The 15447-nt window shown below is 72.7% G+C and carries 13 protein-coding genes; 5 read left to right on the top strand and 8 right to left on the bottom strand.

The annotated features are described in order from the left end of the window. Positions 1–14: 14 nt before the first annotated feature. The 3 genes from ACFV3E_RS33085 to trhA all read right to left on the bottom strand — a co-directional run bounded on the left by ACFV3E_RS33085 (position 15) and on the right by trhA (position 3040). Positions 15–626 carry an acyl-CoA-like ligand-binding transcription factor gene (locus tag ACFV3E_RS33085; protein ID WP_500538087.1) on the bottom strand — a complete coding sequence of 204 codons (612 nt, stop codon included), beginning with the start codon at positions 624–626 and terminating at the stop codon, positions 15–17. Then, positions 623–2164: an MFS transporter gene (locus ACFV3E_RS33080; RefSeq protein ID WP_500538085.1), complete on the bottom strand. Its 1542-nt coding sequence runs from the start codon at positions 2162–2164 to the stop codon at positions 623–625. The genes ACFV3E_RS33085 and ACFV3E_RS33080 overlap by 4 nt, the downstream gene beginning before the upstream one ends. A 174-nt stretch (positions 2165–2338) precedes the next feature. Beyond that, the gene (gene trhA, locus ACFV3E_RS33075) at positions 2339–3040 is read right to left on the bottom strand and encodes a PAQR family membrane homeostasis protein TrhA (protein ID WP_500538083.1); all 702 of its coding nucleotides are present in this window, start codon (positions 3038–3040) and stop codon (positions 2339–2341) included. A 254-nt stretch (positions 3041–3294) separates the two neighbouring features. Between trhA and ACFV3E_RS33070 the strand changes: the two genes are divergently transcribed. Beyond that, positions 3295–5106, top strand: coding sequence for a phosphoenolpyruvate carboxykinase (GTP) (locus ACFV3E_RS33070; protein WP_500538081.1), 1812 nt, complete (start codon positions 3295–3297; stop codon positions 5104–5106). 188 nt (positions 5107–5294) lie between these two features. On the opposite strand, the gene ACFV3E_RS33065 is transcribed toward ACFV3E_RS33070, so the two are convergent. The 4 genes from ACFV3E_RS33065 to ACFV3E_RS33050 form a co-directional block, all read right to left on the bottom strand. Further along, positions 5295–5696, bottom strand: coding sequence for an SCO4983 family protein (locus tag ACFV3E_RS33065; RefSeq protein WP_499513680.1), 402 nt, complete (start codon positions 5694–5696; stop codon positions 5295–5297). Positions 5697–5778: 82 nt separating this feature from the next. Further along, the gene (locus tag ACFV3E_RS33060; RefSeq protein WP_499513681.1) at positions 5779–6990 is read right to left on the bottom strand and encodes a pyridoxal phosphate-dependent aminotransferase; all 1212 of its coding nucleotides are present in this window, start codon (positions 6988–6990) and stop codon (positions 5779–5781) included. A 76-nt stretch (positions 6991–7066) separates the two neighbouring features. Further along, a complete protein-coding gene (locus ACFV3E_RS33055) occupies positions 7067–8635 on the bottom strand; it encodes an N-acyl-D-amino-acid deacylase family protein (RefSeq protein WP_500538079.1) in 1569 nt (522 codons plus the stop codon). Between the two features lie 630 nt (positions 8636–9265). Beyond that, positions 9266–10516, bottom strand: coding sequence for an alanine racemase (locus ACFV3E_RS33050; RefSeq protein ID WP_500538077.1), 1251 nt, complete (start codon positions 10514–10516; stop codon positions 9266–9268). 113 nt (positions 10517–10629) lie between these two features. Here ACFV3E_RS33050 and ACFV3E_RS33045 point away from each other — a divergent pair, with 113 nt between their 5' ends. Genes ACFV3E_RS33045 through ACFV3E_RS33035 form a run of 3 tightly spaced genes read left to right on the top strand, consistent with a single transcriptional unit; the run spans position 10630 to position 12709 of the window. Continuing rightward, positions 10630–11553: a sugar kinase gene (locus ACFV3E_RS33045; RefSeq protein WP_500538075.1), complete on the top strand. Its 924-nt coding sequence runs from the start codon at positions 10630–10632 to the stop codon at positions 11551–11553. Further along, a complete protein-coding gene (locus tag ACFV3E_RS33040; RefSeq protein ID WP_500538073.1) occupies positions 11550–12308 on the top strand; it encodes an IclR family transcriptional regulator in 759 nt (252 codons plus the stop codon). The genes ACFV3E_RS33045 and ACFV3E_RS33040 overlap by 4 nt, the downstream gene beginning before the upstream one ends. Further along, complete coding sequence (locus ACFV3E_RS33035) at positions 12305–12709, top strand: RidA family protein (RefSeq protein ID WP_500538071.1); 405 nt, start codon at positions 12305–12307, stop codon at positions 12707–12709. The genes ACFV3E_RS33040 and ACFV3E_RS33035 overlap by 4 nt, the downstream gene beginning before the upstream one ends. A gap of 108 nt (positions 12710–12817) precedes the next feature. Here the strand turns inward: ACFV3E_RS33035 and ACFV3E_RS33030 are convergent, their stop codons facing one another. Then, on the bottom strand, positions 12818–14317 hold the full coding sequence (locus tag ACFV3E_RS33030) for a chitinase (protein ID WP_500538069.1): 1500 nt from the start codon (positions 14315–14317) through the stop codon (positions 12818–12820). A 231-nt stretch (positions 14318–14548) separates the two neighbouring features. Here ACFV3E_RS33030 and ACFV3E_RS33025 point away from each other — a divergent pair, with 231 nt between their 5' ends. Continuing rightward, positions 14549–15442, top strand: coding sequence for a hypothetical protein (locus tag ACFV3E_RS33025; RefSeq protein ID WP_500538067.1), 894 nt, complete (start codon positions 14549–14551; stop codon positions 15440–15442). Positions 15443–15447: the final 5 nt, after the last annotated feature.

Here is a 15447-nt window from a genome sequence, read left to right as displayed (position 1 = left end):
CTCCGCGTGATCGCCTAGCGGCAGAGGTTGGCCGCGAGGAGGTCCAGCGAGCGGTCGAGGACGGCGGCGAGGTCGGCGGTGCCGTCCGAGTCGAGCCAGTGGAAGATGGCCTCGGACCAGGCCCCGATCAGCGCCCCGACGACGACCCGGATCTCGAAGTCGTCCTCTGGGCGCCCGAGGCGCTCGGCGGTGACGGAGGCCAGCAGGCGGCTGGACTCCTGGATGTTCTCGCCCATGCGGGCGCGGATGGCGGGCACCGAGCGCACCAGCCGCAGCCGCTGCCGCATCTCCTCGAACTCGCCCTCGTCGGCGAGCATCTCGCGCAGCGGGCCCAGCAGGGCGTGCCGCAGCGAGGCGACGATGGGCTCCTGCGCCGGGCGGGCGCGCAGTTCGGCCACCATGACGGGGTCGTACTCGTCGGAGAGGACGATGTCCTCCTTGGTGGGGAAGTACCGGAAGACCGTGCTGGCCGAGACCTCGGCCGTGGCCGCGATCTGCTCGACGGTGGTGCCGTCGTACCCCTGCGCCTCGAAGAGCCGGTAGGCCGCGCGGCGGATGGCCCGCCGGGTCCGGATCTTCTTGCGTTCGCGCAGGCTCGGTCTGGTCGGTACGGTCACGCTCGTCATTGTCGTGCATCGACGGCGGGCGGGGCCATCCGCGCGGTGCCGGGCACCTCCTGGCCGGTGCGGGCGTCGGGGAGGAAGAGCGCGGTCAGCACGGCCGCCACGAGCGAGGCGGCGGCGCAGGCCAGCAGGGCGAGGTCCATCCCGTGCACGTACGCCGCGTCCGCCGAGGCGGCGAGCGCCGGGTCGCCGAGGGCGGCCGCGACCGCGTGCGCGGCCCCCACGGAACCCGAGGCGGCGTCGGCGGCCGCCGCGGGCAGGCCCGTGGTGGCGAGACGGTCGGTGTAGGCGCCCGCCAGCAGGCTGCCCAGGAGGGCGACACCGATCGCGCCGCCGGTCTGGCGCAGGGTCATCAGCAGTCCGGAGCCGCTGCCCGCGCGGTCCCGGGGCAGCGCGCCCAGCGCCGCGTCCATGGCGGGGATCATCGCGAAGCCGAAGGCGAAACCGGTGACGGACAGCCACAGCGCGGTCGCCCCGTAGCCGTCGTGGACGTCGGTGCGGCTGCCGAGCGCCGCGGCCGCGGTGAGCAGGAGCAGCCCCGCCGTGACGACCGGCCGCGGCCCGAACCGCGCGACCAGCGGCGCGCTGCCCCGGGCGGCGACGAGCAGGCCGCCCATCATCGGCAGCAGCCGTACGCCGGTGCCGAGGGCGTCGTTGCCGAGCACGGCCTGCAGGTACTGCGGCAGGACGAAGAGCAGGCCGGTGAGGATGAAGGTCACCAGCGTCGCGGCGACCGCGTTCCACAGGAAGCCCCGCTGCCGCAGCAGACCGAGGTCGAGCATGGGCCGCTCCAGCCGGCGTCCGCGGAGCACCAGCCCGGTCAGCAGCGCGACGGACGAGAACAGCGTCAGCAGCACCAGCGGGTCGCCCCATCCCCGGCGCGGCCCCTCGATGATGCCGAAGACCAGCGCGCCGAGCCCGGCCACCGCGAGGACGGTGCTGGGCGGGTCGACGCGGGGCGTGGCGGGGTCGCTGGTCTCGGGCAGCAGGAACAGGCAGGCGGCGATGCCGAGGACGACGAGCGGGATGTTGACCACGAAGATCGAGCCCCACCAGAAGTGGTCGAGCAGGGTGCCGCCGATGATCGGCCCGAGCGGCATCCCCAGCGCCATGGCGGCGGTGACCGCGCCGACCGCCTTGGAGCGCTCCTCGGGCTCGAACAGCGAGGGCAGGACGGACAGGGCCAGCGGCATGACGAGTGCCGCGCCCAGGCCCATCACCGTGCGGGCGGCGACGACCGGTCCCGGGCTGCCCACCAGGGCGCCGAGCACCGAGCCGACGAGGAAGATCCCGAGCCCGGCGACGAGCATCCGCCGCCGTCCCCAGCGGTCGCCCAGCAGGCCCGCGGGGAGCATCGCGGCGGCGAAGACCACCGTGTAGCCGTCGACGATCCACTGCTGGTCGCCGGTGTCCGCACCCAGCTCCGCGGCCATGGTCGGCAGTGCGACGTTGAGGATCGTCATGTCGAAGCCGAGCACGAGCATGCTCGCCACCAGGGCCCCGAGGGCCCACCAGCGCCGTGGATCGGCCGTCGTCGTCATGAGGGTCTCCTCCTGCGGGCCCGGGGCACCGGCTGACCGGGTACCAGGGCGACATCCGAAAGTCGCCGTCAAATGACAGTGACTCTCAAAAAAGAGTAGCTGTCACTCCGGACATGCGAAAGCCCCGCGGACCGCCGTCGCGGTCCGCGGGGCTCCAGGGCCGTCGCGGAAGGGCTACGCGTGGTTGTAGGCCACCAGCGAGATGCCGACGTAGTGCACGATGAACGCGGCCAGCGTGAACGAGTGGAAGACCTCGTGGAAGCCGAAGAAGCGGGGCGAGGGGTTGGGCCGCTTGGTCCCGTAGATCACCGCTCCGACGCTGTACAGCAGGCCGCCCACGACGATCAGGACGAGCACCGCGATGCCGCCCTGCCGCAGGAAGTCGGGCAGGAAGAAGACCGCCGCCCAGCCGAGGGCGATGTAGCAGGGCGTGTAGAGCCAGCGCGGCGCACCCACCCAGAAGACCCGGAACGCGATGCCCGCCAGGGCCCCGGCCCAGACCAGCCAGAGCAGGACCTCCTGCTTGCCGTCGGGCAGCAGCAGGAGCGTGAAGGGCGTGTAGGTCCCCGCGATGATCAGGAAGATGTTCGCGTGGTCCAGCCGGCGCAGCACCGCCGAGGCCCGGGGGCCCCAGTCGCCGCGGTGGTAGAGCGCGCTCACGCCGAACAGCGCGCAGGCGGTGAGCGTGAAGACGGCGCAGGCGATCCGTCCGCGGGTGCTCTCGGCGAAGGCGGTCAGGGCGACCCCGGCGACAAGGGCGGCGGGGAACATCCCGGCGTGGAGCCACCCCCTCAGCTTGGGCTTCAAGGGGGCGGCAGCGGATGCGAGTTCTTCAAGGGCGGCGGGCACAACGGGAGTCTCGTCCACGGAGCTCATGAAATCAATGCTACCTACGGTTGCGTAGGTTACCGATCCGTAGTACGGGGTGTCGCCGGACGTTGGGAGTGGCGATGCTCACCCCACGTGCCCTGGACAGATCGCGTTTCCTGTCCTGATACTCATATGAGTGCGGACGGCACCGGATGAGCATCCCACGACAGCAGCATCCGGGTCGCAGCCCCCAAGGGGCCGACAACACACCCTCGGAATCTGACGCCAGGTGAGTGCACACCGGGCGGAACGGAGCGATCGTGGCGCGCGTCAATGCGGCTCCCACCAATCACCAGGACCTGATCGCATGGGTCGGCGAGATCGCCGAGCTGACCCAGCCGGACGAGATCGTGTGGTGCGACGGCTCCGAGGAGGAGTACCAGCGCCTCGCGGACGAGCTCGTCTCGAAGGGCACCTTCAAGAAGCTCGACCCGATCAAGCGCCCCAACTCGTACTACGCCGCCTCCGACCCGACCGACGTCGCTCGTGTGGAGGACCGCACCTTCATCTGCTCCGAGCGGGAGCAGGACGCCGGCCCGACCAACCACTGGAAGGCTCCCGCCGAGATGCGGGAGATCTTCACAGGGGAGCAGGGTCTTTTCCGCGGCGCCATGCGCGGCCGCACCATGTACGTCGTCCCGTTCTGCATGGGCCCGCTCGGCTCCGAGCTGTCCGCGACCGGCGTGGAGATCACCGACTCCGCGTACGTCGCCACCGCCATGCGGACCATGACGCGCATGGGCCAGGACGTGCTGGACGAGCTCGGCGAGGACGGCTTCTTCGTCAAGGCCGTGCACTCCGTCGGCGCCCCGCTGGAGCCCGGCCAGGAGGACGTCCCGTGGCCGTGCAACTCCACCAAGTACATCTCGCACTTCCCCGAGAGCCGTGAGATCTGGTCCTACGGCTCCGGCTACGGCGGCAACGCCCTGCTCGGCAAGAAGTGCTACGCCCTGCGCATAGCCTCGGTCATGGCCCGTGACGAGGGCTGGCTGGCCGAGCACATGCTCGTCCTCAAGCTCACGCCGCCGCGGGGCGAGGCCAAGTACGTGGCCGCCGCCTTCCCGAGCGCGTGCGGCAAGACCAACCTCGCCATGCTGGAGCCGACGATCCCCGGCTGGACCGTGGAGACCATCGGCGACGACATCGCCTGGATGCGCTTCGGCGAGGACGGCCGCCTCTACGCCATCAACCCCGAGGCGGGCTTCTTCGGCGTCGCGCCGGGCACCGGCGAGCACACCAACGCCAACGCGATGAAGACCCTGTGGGGCAACTCGGTCTTCACCAACGTCGCCCTCACCGACGACAACGACGTCTGGTGGGAGGGCATGACCGAGGAGCTCCCGGCCCACCTCACGGACTGGAAGGGCAACTCCTGGACGCCGGAGTCCGGGACCCCGGCCGCCCACCCCAACGCCCGCTTCACCGTGCCCGCCGCCCAGTGCCCGACGATCGCGCCCGAGTGGGAGGACCCCAAGGGCGTGCCGATCTCGGCCATCCTGTTCGGCGGCCGCCGCGCCTCGGCCGTGCCGCTGGTCACCGAGTCCTTCGACTGGCAGCACGGTGTCTTCCTCGGTGCAAACGTCGCCTCCGAGAAGACCGCCGCCGCCGAGGGCAAGGTCGGCGAGCTGCGCCGCGACCCGTTCGCGATGCTCCCGTTCTGCGGCTACAACATGGGCGATTACTTCGGCCACTGGGTCAAGCTCGGCCAGAAGCACGACGCCGACAAGCTCCCGAAGATCTACTACGTGAACTGGTTCCGCAAGGACGCGGACGGCCGGTTCGTGTGGCCGGGCTTCGGCGAGAACAGCCGCGTGCTCAAGTGGATCGTCGAGCGCCTCAACGGCCAGGCCGAGGGCGTCGAGACCCCGATCGGCGTCCTGCCGGCCGAGGGCTCCCTCGACACCAGCGGACTGGACATCTCCCAGGCGGACCTCGACCTGCTGCTCTCGGTCGACGTCGACACCTGGCGGCACGAGGCCTCCCTCATCCCGTCCCACCTGGAGACCTTCGGCGACCACACGCCCAAGGAGCTGTGGGACGAGTACCGGGCCCTGGTCAAGCGCCTGGACTAGGCCCCACCGGAATCCGGGCGGCCCGACCCTCCCCGTGCGTGCGGCGCGGGCGGGCGGCCCGGTGGTGGGCATGGCCCGGTCGTGGGATCCCCGACCCTGACCACGGCCCCGCGGGCGGGCCGCGCCGACCCTCACCCCGAGGGCCGGGACCGGAGGCACGAACTCCGGTCCCGGCCCTCGGGCGGTTCCTAGGCGGCTGCGGTGTGGACCGCGATGTGGCGCTCGGCGAGCGCCGCGGCCTCCGCGTTCTGGCGTGACTCGGCGACCACCAGGGCCCGGCCGGCGAGCGCGCGCGCCCGTCGGTGCAGGGCCGCCACACGGGCCGCTTCCGCCCGCCCCCGTCCGGCCGGAGCCGGGGAGAGCCGCAGCGGCGGACGCCCGTGGTGCAGGCCCGCCACGGCCTCGGCGAGCTGCTCCGCGGCACGGTCGAGGTCCGGGCTGCACTCCAGCGCCCGCAGCTCGTCGGTGACGGTCAGCAGGGCGGCGAGGTGTCCGGCGAGCTGGAGGTCCAGCTCCTCGTCACGACTGCGTCGCGGAGAGGTGGGCGCCGCCGTCGTATGGACCGATTTGGTGCGGATCGGCTCGTACATGGGTGCACTCCTCCTGCAATCAGGAGTACATCCTACCTTGGACTCAGTCTAAGGAGGGCGCTTTTCGAGGTATTGGCCCGGGCTACGGCTGTCCGTAGCCGTCCAGGAAGCGCGCGATCCGGCCCACCGCGTCCGCCAGGTCCTCCTTCGCCGGCAGCGTGACCAGGCGGAAGTGGTCCGGCTCCGGCCAGTTGAAGCCGGTGCCCTGCACCACCAGGATCCGCTCGGCCCGCAGCAGGTCCAGCACCATCTGCTGGTCGTCCTTGACCTTGTAGACCTTCGGGTCGAGCCGCGGGAACGCGTAGAGCGCGCCCTTCGGCCGCACGCAGGTGACCCCGGGGATCTGCGTCAGCAGCTCGTACGCCACGTCCCGCTGCTCGGCCAGCCGGCCGCCCGGCAGCACCAGGTCCTTGATCGACTGGCGGCCGCCGAGGGCGGTGGCCACCGCGTGCTGGGCGGGGACGTTCGCGCACAGGCGCATGTTCGCCAGGATGGTCAGGCCCTCGAGGTAGCTGGTCGCGTGCTCCTTCGGGCCGCACACCGCGAGCCAGCCGCTGCGGTAGCCGGCCACCCGGTAGGCCTTCGACAGGCCGTTGAAGGTCAACGTCAGCAGGTCGGGGGCGACCACCGCGGTCGGGGTGTGGGTCACCCCGTCGTAGAGGATCTTGTCGTAGATCTCGTCCGAGCAGACGATCAGGTTGTGGCGGCGGGCGATGTCGGTGAGCTGCCGCAGCAGCTCGTCGTCGTAGACCGCGCCCGTCGGGTTGTTCGGGTTGATGATCACCAGCGCCTTGGTGCGGTCGGTGATCTTGCGCTCGATGTCGGCGAGGTCGGGGAACCAGTCCGCCTGCTCGTCACAGCGGTAGTGCACCGGGGTGCCGCCCGACAGCGAGACCGCGGCCGTCCACAGCGGGTAGTCCGGCGCGGGGATCAGCACCTCGTCGCCGTCGTCCAGCAGCGCCTGCATCGACATCTGGATCAGCTCGGAGACGCCGTTGCCGAGGTAGATGTCCTCGACGTCCAGCTCGACGCCCTTGGTCTGGTAGTGCTGCATGACCGCCCGCCGCGCCGGCAGGATGCCCTTGGAGTCGCCGTAGCCGTGCGCGCCGCCGAGGCTGCGCAGCATGTCCTCCAGGATCTCCGGGGGGCACTCGAAACCGAAGGCGGCGGGATTGCCGGTGTTCAGCTTCAGGATGCGATGACCCGCCGCCTCCAGCCGCATGGCCTCCTCCAGCACCGGGCCGCGGATGTCGTAGCAGACGTTGGAGAGCTTCGTGGACTGGATCACCTGCATGTCCGTGAGCTTACGGGCACGTACCGGGGACCGCCCCGTGTTCTTGGCCACGTATGCGCCGAATGGTGAAGTGGCGCTACCTTCCGGGCCCGTTCTCGTTGCGCACGGAACGCCCCGCCAGGACGTCCGTACGGCGGCCGTCCTCGATGACGAACCGCCCGTCGACGAGCACGTACGGGATGCCGGTGGGCAGCGTGCGCGGTGCCTCGTAGGTCGCGCCCGCGGCGACCGTCCGCGGGTCGAACAGCACCAGGTCCGCGCGGTGGCCCTCGCGGACCAGGCCGCGGTCCGGCAGCCCCAGCCGGGCCGCGGGGCGTCCGGTGAGGTGCGCGACGCACTCCTCCAGGCCGAGCACGCCGAGCTCGCGCACGTAGTGGCCGAGGTAGTGCGGGAACGTGCCGTACGCGCGGGGATGCGGCTTGTCGCCGACGAGCAGGCCGTCGCTGCCGCCGGTGTGGACGCGGTGGCGCATGATCGCCCGGACGTTCTCCTCGTGGCCCACGTGCTGGAGGATCGTCGTGCCCAGCCGGTCCTCCAGCAGCAGCCGTCGCGCCGTCGCGAAGTCCGGCAGCCGGCGCCCCACATGACCGGCCAGCGAGGGCTCGCGCACCCCGGAGACCTCGAGCGTCCGCCACTCCACGGGCACGCCGTGGCAGCCGTCCGACCCCTCCACCTCCATCGCGTGCCGGATGCGTTCCGCCTGCGCCTCGTCCCGGAGCCGGGCGAGGGTCGCCTCCGGGCCGCCCTCCGTCGCCCAGCTCGGCAGGGTCGCCGCGAGCGTCGTGCAGCCCGGGAGGTAGGGATACGTGTCGAGGGTGATGTCCGCCCCCGCGGCGAGCGCCTCGTCCAGCAGCGCGAGCAGCTCCGGCGCACGGCCCGCGTTCACGCCGAAGTTCATCGTGGCGTGCGCCAGGTGCAGGGCGCAGCCCGCCTCCCGGGTCACGGCGATCATCTCGGCGTACGCCTCGAGCGCGCCGGCGCCGTAACTGCGCTGGTGCGGGCAGTAGTAGCCGCCGTGGGCGGCCACGACCCGGCACAGCTCGGTCAGTTCGGCGTCCGAGGCGTACATCCCCGGGGTGTACGTCAGCCCGGACGACATCCCCACGGCCCCCTGCGTCAGTCCCTCGGCGACCAGTTCCTTCATCCGGTCCAGCTCCGCCGGGGTCGCCGGACGGTCCTCCCACCCGACGGCCAGCATCCGCACGGTGCCCTGCGGGACCAGGTACGCGGCGTTCACGGCGATGCCCCGGTCCAGGCGGTCCAGGTACTCGCCGACGCTGCGCCAGTCGTACTCCAGGCCCTCGGGGTCGCCGTTCCACCCCGCGATCTGGCGGCGCAGCCCGGCCAGGGTGCGGTCGTCCACGGGGGCGTACGACAGGCCGTCCTGGCCCAGCACCTCCAGGGTCACGCCCTGCGCCGCCTTCGCCTCGTGCGCGGGGTCGGTGAGCAGGGCCAGGTCGCTGTGCGCGTGCATGTCGATGAACCCGGGGGCGAGCACGAGCCCGCGGGCGTCGAGCGTGTGGCGTGCGCCGCGCACCGTCCCGATCTCCGTGACGCGGCCGTCCACGACGCGCACGTCCGCCCGGTACGCCGGGGTCCCCCCGCTCCCGTCCACGACGGTCGCGCCGCGAATCGCCAACTCCATCCGTGCGTCTCCTTTGTGCGGGTTGGGTCTGTGTTGCGGCCGGTTGTCGTGTGCGGGTTGTTCGCGCCTGCGGCGGGCGTCCACCCGCCCGCCCTCCCGATTGCCCGGCGCGGTCAGTGACCGCCTCGTTGCGTACGTGTGGGGTCGGTGCCGCGCCGGGGTACGCCCCCAGCCTTCGGCCGGGGGGACCCCCACCTCGGCGCTCGCGGCGCTGCCCCACGTCATTCGGCGCCGCGCGCACCGCTCGTCTCCCCCAGCCTTCGGCCGGGGGGACCCCCATGGGGGCACCCCGCCACACCCCCTCTTGCCGGTGGGGGCGGCTGACGGCCGGTGGGGGTTCGAGAGCGGTGCTGGGTGGCCGCAGGTGCCTTACTCACCCTCCACCGGCCGTCGTGCGCTCCGACCACGGGAGGGGGTGTGGCGGGGTGCGCCCGGAAGCGACGAGCGGCGGACCCGGGCGCCGAACGATGTGGACGTAAACCGCGAGCGCTGAGGACGTGCGCCGGCGCGCCACCGACCCCAACCAAGCAGAGCGCGGGCCCGCACTGACCGCGCCGGGCAATCGGGCGGGCGGGCGGGGGAGAAACCGCAACAGCAACAAACGCGGCGCCGCAGACGACAACCGGCCCGTCAAAAGAACGTGCGGACGAAATCCGTGACGACCCCACCCGCGTCCACGACAGGAATGAGCTGCCACTTGTCGAACGCCGTGCACGGATGCGACACCCCCAGCCCCACCCAGTCGCCGACCGCCAGGTCCCGCCCCCCGATGGCGACGTCCACGAACGCGTGCTGGTCGGCGAGCTTCGTGACCGTGAGCCCGGCCGCCGGGACGGCGGAACCGTCGGCGCGGCGCACGAGCTGCGGCACCGGGAGGCCGAGGTCGTACGGCGCGTCGCGCTTGCCCGCGTTGAGGAGGGCGAGGCCGGGCTCGGGCCGGGAGAGCACCTGCGTCCAGAGGCGGAAGGCGGGCTCGAGCGACCCCTCCGCGGGGATGCGGTCGTGGAACGGCGTCAGATCGCGGTAGTGGACGTCGTCGTGCGTGACGTACGCCCCGGACCGCAGGAGCCCGAGCACCGGCAGGGACAGGTCCCCGAGTGTGCCGAACGCGTCCGCCACGGCGTCGAACCACTCGCTGCCGCCCGCGCTCACCACGATCTGCGAGGCCCCGGCGAACCGCCCGGCCGCGTCGAAGTCCCGTGCCAGCGCGGCCAGTTCGCCGAGCCACCCGTGCGGGTCCGGGGCCGGCGCCTCGTAGCCCGCGACGCCGACGAGCCGCAGGTGCCGGGCCGCGGCGACGGCGTCGGCGACGCGTGCCGCCTCCTCCGGGCCGCGCACGCCGGTGCGTCCTCCCTCCGCGCCGAGCTCCACGACGACGTCCACGACCGCCGTGAGGGCCGCGTCCATCAGCTCCACCCCGCGCACGGAGTCCACGTAGCAGACGAAGCGGAACTCCGGGTCGCCCGCGAGCTCACGGGACAGCCAGCGCAGCGCGGCCGCGTCGACGAGCTCGTTGGCGAGGAAGACGCGCCGCACGCCGAAGGCTCGGTAGACCCGCACCTGGTGCGGGGTGGCGGCGGTGATGCCCCACGCGCCGTGGGCGAGCTGGCGGGCGAAGAGCTGCGGGGCCATGGAGGTCTTGCCGTGCGGCGCGAAGGCGAGGCCGTGCTTGCCGGCCCAGTCGGCGAGCTGGGCGAGGTTGTGCTCCAGGGCGGGCTCGGAGAGCGTGAGCAGCGGGGTCGTGAAGCCGCCGTCGAAGACGGTGCGGCGCTCGGCGGCGAGTTCGCCGACGGTCAGGCCGTCGGCGTCCGGCGGGAGTCCCTTGAAACGGTGGTCCACCCGCTCCCGGTGCAGCTCGTCGATGCCCGTGACCTGGTCCATCCCGCCTCCGTCCGCCATCGTTGCACTATGTGCAACGACCGTTGTGTGCTGTGTTGCCCGCTGTCTAACATCCCGGCCAGCACCGGGTCAACGGTGCACGGAGAGGAGCGGAAGTGACCGGGACCGTGGCCGTGGACGTCGTGTGCGTGGGCGAATCCATGGTCACCTTCGTCCCCTCCGTGCCCGGGCAGCGCCTCGCCGACGCGGCCGCCTTCGACCGTGGGACGGGTGGCGCGGAGTCCAACGTGGCCTGCGCGCTGGCCCGTCTCGGCCATGCCGTGCGCTGGATCAGCCGGGTGGGTGCCGACCCGTTCGGGGACCACCTGGTGACGGCGATCGCCGCGGCCGGCGTCGACGTCTCGGGGGTGCGCCGCGACCGGGACCGCCCCACCGGGGTCTACTTCCGCACCGGCGACGGCGAGGTCGCCTACTACCGGGCCGGTTCGGCCGCCACGGCCATGGGCCCGGACAACGTCGCCCGGCGCGAGGCCTGGGCCGGCCGGGTCCTGCACCTGTCCGGCATCACGCCCGCGCTCTCCGAGCGGTGCGCGGACCTCGTCCACGAGCTCACCGCCCCCGGTCCGGGCCGCCCGCTGGTCTCCTTCGACGTCAACCACCGCCCCGCCCTGTGGCGTTCGGCCGACCCGGTACGGCTGGCCCGGCTCGCCGCCCGCTGCGACCTCGTCCTGGTCGGCGAGGACGAGGCCGGGGCCGCCTGGGGCCTGCCGGACGCCGACGCCGTGCGCGAGGCCCTGCCCGGTCCCGCCGTCCTCGTCGTCAAGCAGGGCGCGCACGGTGCCACCGCGTACGAGGGCGGCGCCGACGGGGTCTTCGTGCCCGCGCCGGACACGCCCGTCATCGACCTCGTCGGGGCCGGGGACGCCTTCGCCGCGGGGTTCCTGTCGGCGTCGCTGCGCGCGCTCCCGCTGCGGGAGCGGCTCGCCCGGGGCCACGCCCTGGCCGCCGCGGTGATCGGGGTGCGGGGCGACTCCCTCGCCGCCCTCGGTGACGGGGCATGGGGGAGACTGCGCGCATGAGCCAGACCGTGGACCGCGCGCTGCGCATCCTGCCCCTGCTCGCGGAGGGGCCCGCCAACCTGGAACAGGTCGCCACCCGCCTGGACGTGCACAAGTCCACCGCACTGAGGCTGCTGCGCACCCTGCACGAGCACGGCATGGTCTACCGCCAGGACGACCAGCGCTACCGCCTCGGCGCCCGGCTGTTCGCCCTCGCCCAGGAGGCGATGGAGCACCTGGACGTCCGCGGCATCGCCCACCCCCACCTCGCCGCCCTGGGCGAACTGACCGGGCACACCGTCCACCTCGCGGTGTACGAGGAGGGCGAGGTCGTCTACATCGACAAGGTGGAGAGCCGCTACCCGGTCCGCATGTACTCGCGGATCGGCAAGCCCGTCGCCATCACCGTGGCCGCCGTGGCGAAGCTGCTCCTGGCCGACCTGCCCGAGGCTGAGCGGCGCGCGGTCGCGCGGGGCCTGGAGTACCCGCGCTACACCGCGCGTTCCACCACGGACGCCGCCGCCTACCTCGCCGAACTCGCCCGGGTCCGCGAGCAGGGCTGGGCGAGCGACCTCGGCGGCCACGAGGAGTCCATCAACTGCGTGGCCGCGCCGATCCGCGGCGCCGACGGGCGCGTCGTGGCCGCCTGCTCCCTCTCCGCCCCCAATGTGGTCGTCAGCGCGGAGGAGCTGCTGAAGCTGCGCCCGCAGGTCCGGCGCACCGCGGAGGCGATCGGCCGCGAGTACTCCGGAAGACCGAGCGAAGGAACCAGATGAGCGAGAAGACCGCGATCACCCCGGCCGGCCACACCGCCCCGCCGGCCAGGTTCTCCCACGGTGTCCGCAAGGGCAACATCCTGCAGGTCGCCGGTCAGGTCGGTTTCGGCCCCGCCGTGCCGGGTCAGGCGCCCGCGCCCGTGGGCCCGGGGCTGCGGGAGCAGACCCTGCAGACCCTCGCCAACGTGCAGGCGGTGCTGGAGGAGGGCGGCTCGTCCTGGGAGGACGTCGTCATGATCCGGGTCTACCTCACCGACACCGCGCACTTCCCCGAGTTCAACGCCCTCTTCGACGAGTTCTTCGCGGGCCTGAAGGGCGCCCCCGCCGCCCGTACGACGGTCTACGTCGGCCTGCCCGCGGGACTGCTCGTCGAGATCGACGCCCTCGCCGTCCTGGACTGACCGGGCGGCGTCTGCGGCGCGGTGAGCCCGGTGGTCCGACGTGACACCGCGCCCCCGGGGGACGGGACCTCTCCCGGGGGCGCGGTGCGTCGGTGACGGTCCCGCCGGCTACGGCAGCCCGTGCACGTGCGGGCCGACGGTGCCCGAGAAGGCGTTGCCGTTGGCCGCGTCCCAGTTGGTGGACCAGGTCATCGCGCCGCGCAGCCCCGGCCAGGTGGTGGAGGGCTTGAAGGAACCGCAGTTGGTGCCCTTGGTCAGGCAGTCCAGGGCGTTGTTCACCACGGTCGGCGAGACGTAGCCGCTGCCCGCCGCCCGGGTCGACGCCGGCAGGCCGAGACCCACCTGCGAGGGGGCCAGACCGCTCTGCAGCTGGATGCAGGCCAGGGCGGTGATGAAGTCGACCGTGCCCTGCGAGTACACCTTGCCGTCGCAGCCGTTCATGGAACCGCTGTTGTAGTACTGGGTGTTGACGACGGTCAGGATGTCCTTGATGTTCAGCGCGGTCTGGAAGTAGCCGAAGGACGTCGACTGCATGTCGATGGTCTGCGGGGCCATCGTGATGACCAGCCCGGAGCCGGCCTTGGCCGACAGGGAGCGCAGCGCCTGCGTCATGTAGGTCGCGTTGATCCCGTTCTCCAGGTCGATGTCGACGCCGTCGAACCCGTACGTCTGCATCAGCGAGAAGACGCTGTTCGCGAAGTTGTTCGCCGAGGCGGAGTCGGTGACGCCGATCGTGCCGTTCTGGCCGCCGACCGAGACGATGACCTTCTTGCCGGCCGCCTTCTTCGCCGCGATGTCGGTCTTGAACTGGCCGACCGGGTAGTTCAGCGCCGGGTCGAGGGTGAAGGAGACCGCGCCGGGCGTGGTCGTGGCGTCGGCGAACGACACCGCGATGATGTCGTACTGGCTCGGGACCTGGGCGATGGTCTGGACGGTCGCGCCGTTGTTGAAGTTCTGCCAGTAGCCGGTGAGCACGTGCTTGGGCAGCGAGCCGCCGCCGGTGGGCGTCGGCGTCGGTGTGGGGGTGGGGGTCGGCGTGGGGGTGGGCGTCGGGTCGGTCGGCGTGGGGGTCGGGGTCGGCGTCCCCGTGCCGGGCGCGCCCAGCAGGCTCACGTCGTCGGCCAGGTACGCGGGCTGCGCGTACCAGCCGTGCAGGTAGACGGTGACCGAGGTGGTGCTCGCGCCCGTGGTGAAGCTCGTGGACAGCTGCTGGTACGAGGACGCGGACGGGGTCCAGACCGAGGCCTCCGTCATCCCGGTGCCGGTGGCGCCGAGGTAGACGTAGCTGCCCTGGACGAACGCGCTCAGCGTGTACGTGGAGTTGGGCCGGACGCTGATGGTCTGCGAGCAGCGGGAGTTGTCCGAGGAGGAGGGCGAGCCCTGGAGCGCCTTGGTGCCGCCGTGCACGGGGGAGCCGACGGCCGCGCCGCTGGAGGCGGTGCAGGACCATCCGGACAGGCCGCTCTCGAACCCGCCGTTGGTCACGATGTTGGTGTCGGCGGCGTTCGCGCTGCCGGACGTGGCGACGAGTCCCGCCACCACGAGGGCGGCGGCGCCGACGGCCGCCGCGGCTCTGAGGGCGGTGCGCCGTGGGCGTGCGTGTTCCACTACTGCCTCCTGGGGGCGAGGAGTTGGGCGGTTACGCGAGTGGCCACTCTGCTGTGGACGCAGTTTGGTCCAGACCAATGCGGGGGTCAATACCCCCGCCGCCGTGCGTAGACCGGCGTCCCGCGGGTACCACCGACTTCATCAACTGTTCGGCGACTTTCCGCACTGCTCCGGCTACGCAGGGATAAGCTCTCCGGGCAGGGACTGGGCGGGAGTTCCGGGAGGTCGCGGGTGTCGAGCGTCATAGCGGTCACGGCGGACGACCTCGCGCTCCCGCTGGAGCAGCACGTGATGCGCACCGCCGCCGCCCTGGAGGCCCACGGCCACCTCGTCGTGCTCGTCCCGCCGGAGCCCACCGACCCGTTGCGCCGCCGCGTCCACACCGTGCGCGCGGCCCTGGAGGCGGACCGGGTGGCGATCGTCCCGGTCGACCTGCCACCGCTGGCCGCCCTGCTCCTGGCCGAGCAACTGCGCCAGCTCGCCGCCACCGACCTCGGGCCCGGTGTGCTCGCCGGTGCCGCCCGGCTGCTGTCGCACTACCTCCACTCCGGCGCCCTGCTCGGTTCGGTCTCCCGGCTCGACCGGGTGGACGTGCCCGTCGGCGCCCATCTGAAGTCCCTGGTGCCCGGGCGCCACTTCGCCGTCCTCGCCCACCCCGAACCGCACCTGTCCGAGGCGCGCCCCGACGCCGTGCCGGCGGGGCCCGCGTTCCTCACCCAGCTCGCCGTCGCGCACGGCCACGGCGTCGATCCCGGCTGGGTCACCGGGCCGCTGGCCCGCGCCTGGCGGAGCCTGCACGTACGGGAGGTTCCGCTGCCGGCGGACTCCGCGCGCTGGTGGGGGACCGGCAGGCTGGTCGAGTTCACCGCCTACATCGGCGACGTCGGCGTGCTCTACCAGCTGGTCACCTCGGTCCGCCGGGACACCTGCGGCTGGTGCGGCCTGGCGGTCATCGGCGACCGCTGCCTGTTCTGCTCGGCCACCGTGGACGGGCAGCAGCGCGTCCGACCCCCGGAGCGGCCGCGCCAGGTCGTGCACTCGGGACCCCGCGCGCCCTCCCTGGCGCCCAGGGCGTCGCCCACCCCCCAGGTCTCCCCCCACCAGCAGTCGGCACTTGAGCGATAGGGCCC

It is taken from the genome of Streptomyces sp. NPDC059718 (assembly GCF_042733315.1).
Lineage (GTDB): Bacteria > Actinomycetota > Actinomycetes > Streptomycetales > Streptomycetaceae > Actinacidiphila.
This window is presented reverse-complemented; position numbering and strand designations above follow the sequence as displayed.

Bases quoted from the DNA above. Each gene is read 5' to 3' on its own strand.
- ACFV3E_RS33085 (WP_500538087.1), bottom strand. From the start codon at position 626: ATGACGAGCGTGACCGTACCGACCAGACCGAGCCTGCGCGAACGCAAG.
- ACFV3E_RS33080 (WP_500538085.1), bottom strand. From the start codon at position 2,164: ATGACGACGACGGCCGATCCACGGCGCTGGTGGGCCCTCGGGGCCCTG.
- trhA (WP_500538083.1), bottom strand. From the start codon at position 3,040: ATGAGCTCCGTGGACGAGACTCCCGTTGTGCCCGCCGCCCTTGAAGAA.
- ACFV3E_RS33065 (WP_499513680.1), bottom strand. From the start codon at position 5,696: ATGTACGAGCCGATCCGCACCAAATCGGTCCATACGACGGCGGCGCCC.
- ACFV3E_RS33060 (WP_499513681.1), bottom strand. From the start codon at position 6,990: ATGCAGGTGATCCAGTCCACGAAGCTCTCCAACGTCTGCTACGACATC.
- ACFV3E_RS33055 (WP_500538079.1), bottom strand. From the start codon at position 8,635: ATGGAGTTGGCGATTCGCGGCGCGACCGTCGTGGACGGGAGCGGGGGG.
- ACFV3E_RS33050 (WP_500538077.1), bottom strand. From the start codon at position 10,516: ATGGACCAGGTCACGGGCATCGACGAGCTGCACCGGGAGCGGGTGGAC.
- ACFV3E_RS33040 (WP_500538073.1), top strand. From the start codon at position 11,550: ATGAGCCAGACCGTGGACCGCGCGCTGCGCATCCTGCCCCTGCTCGCG.
- ACFV3E_RS33035 (WP_500538071.1), top strand. From the start codon at position 12,305: ATGAGCGAGAAGACCGCGATCACCCCGGCCGGCCACACCGCCCCGCCG.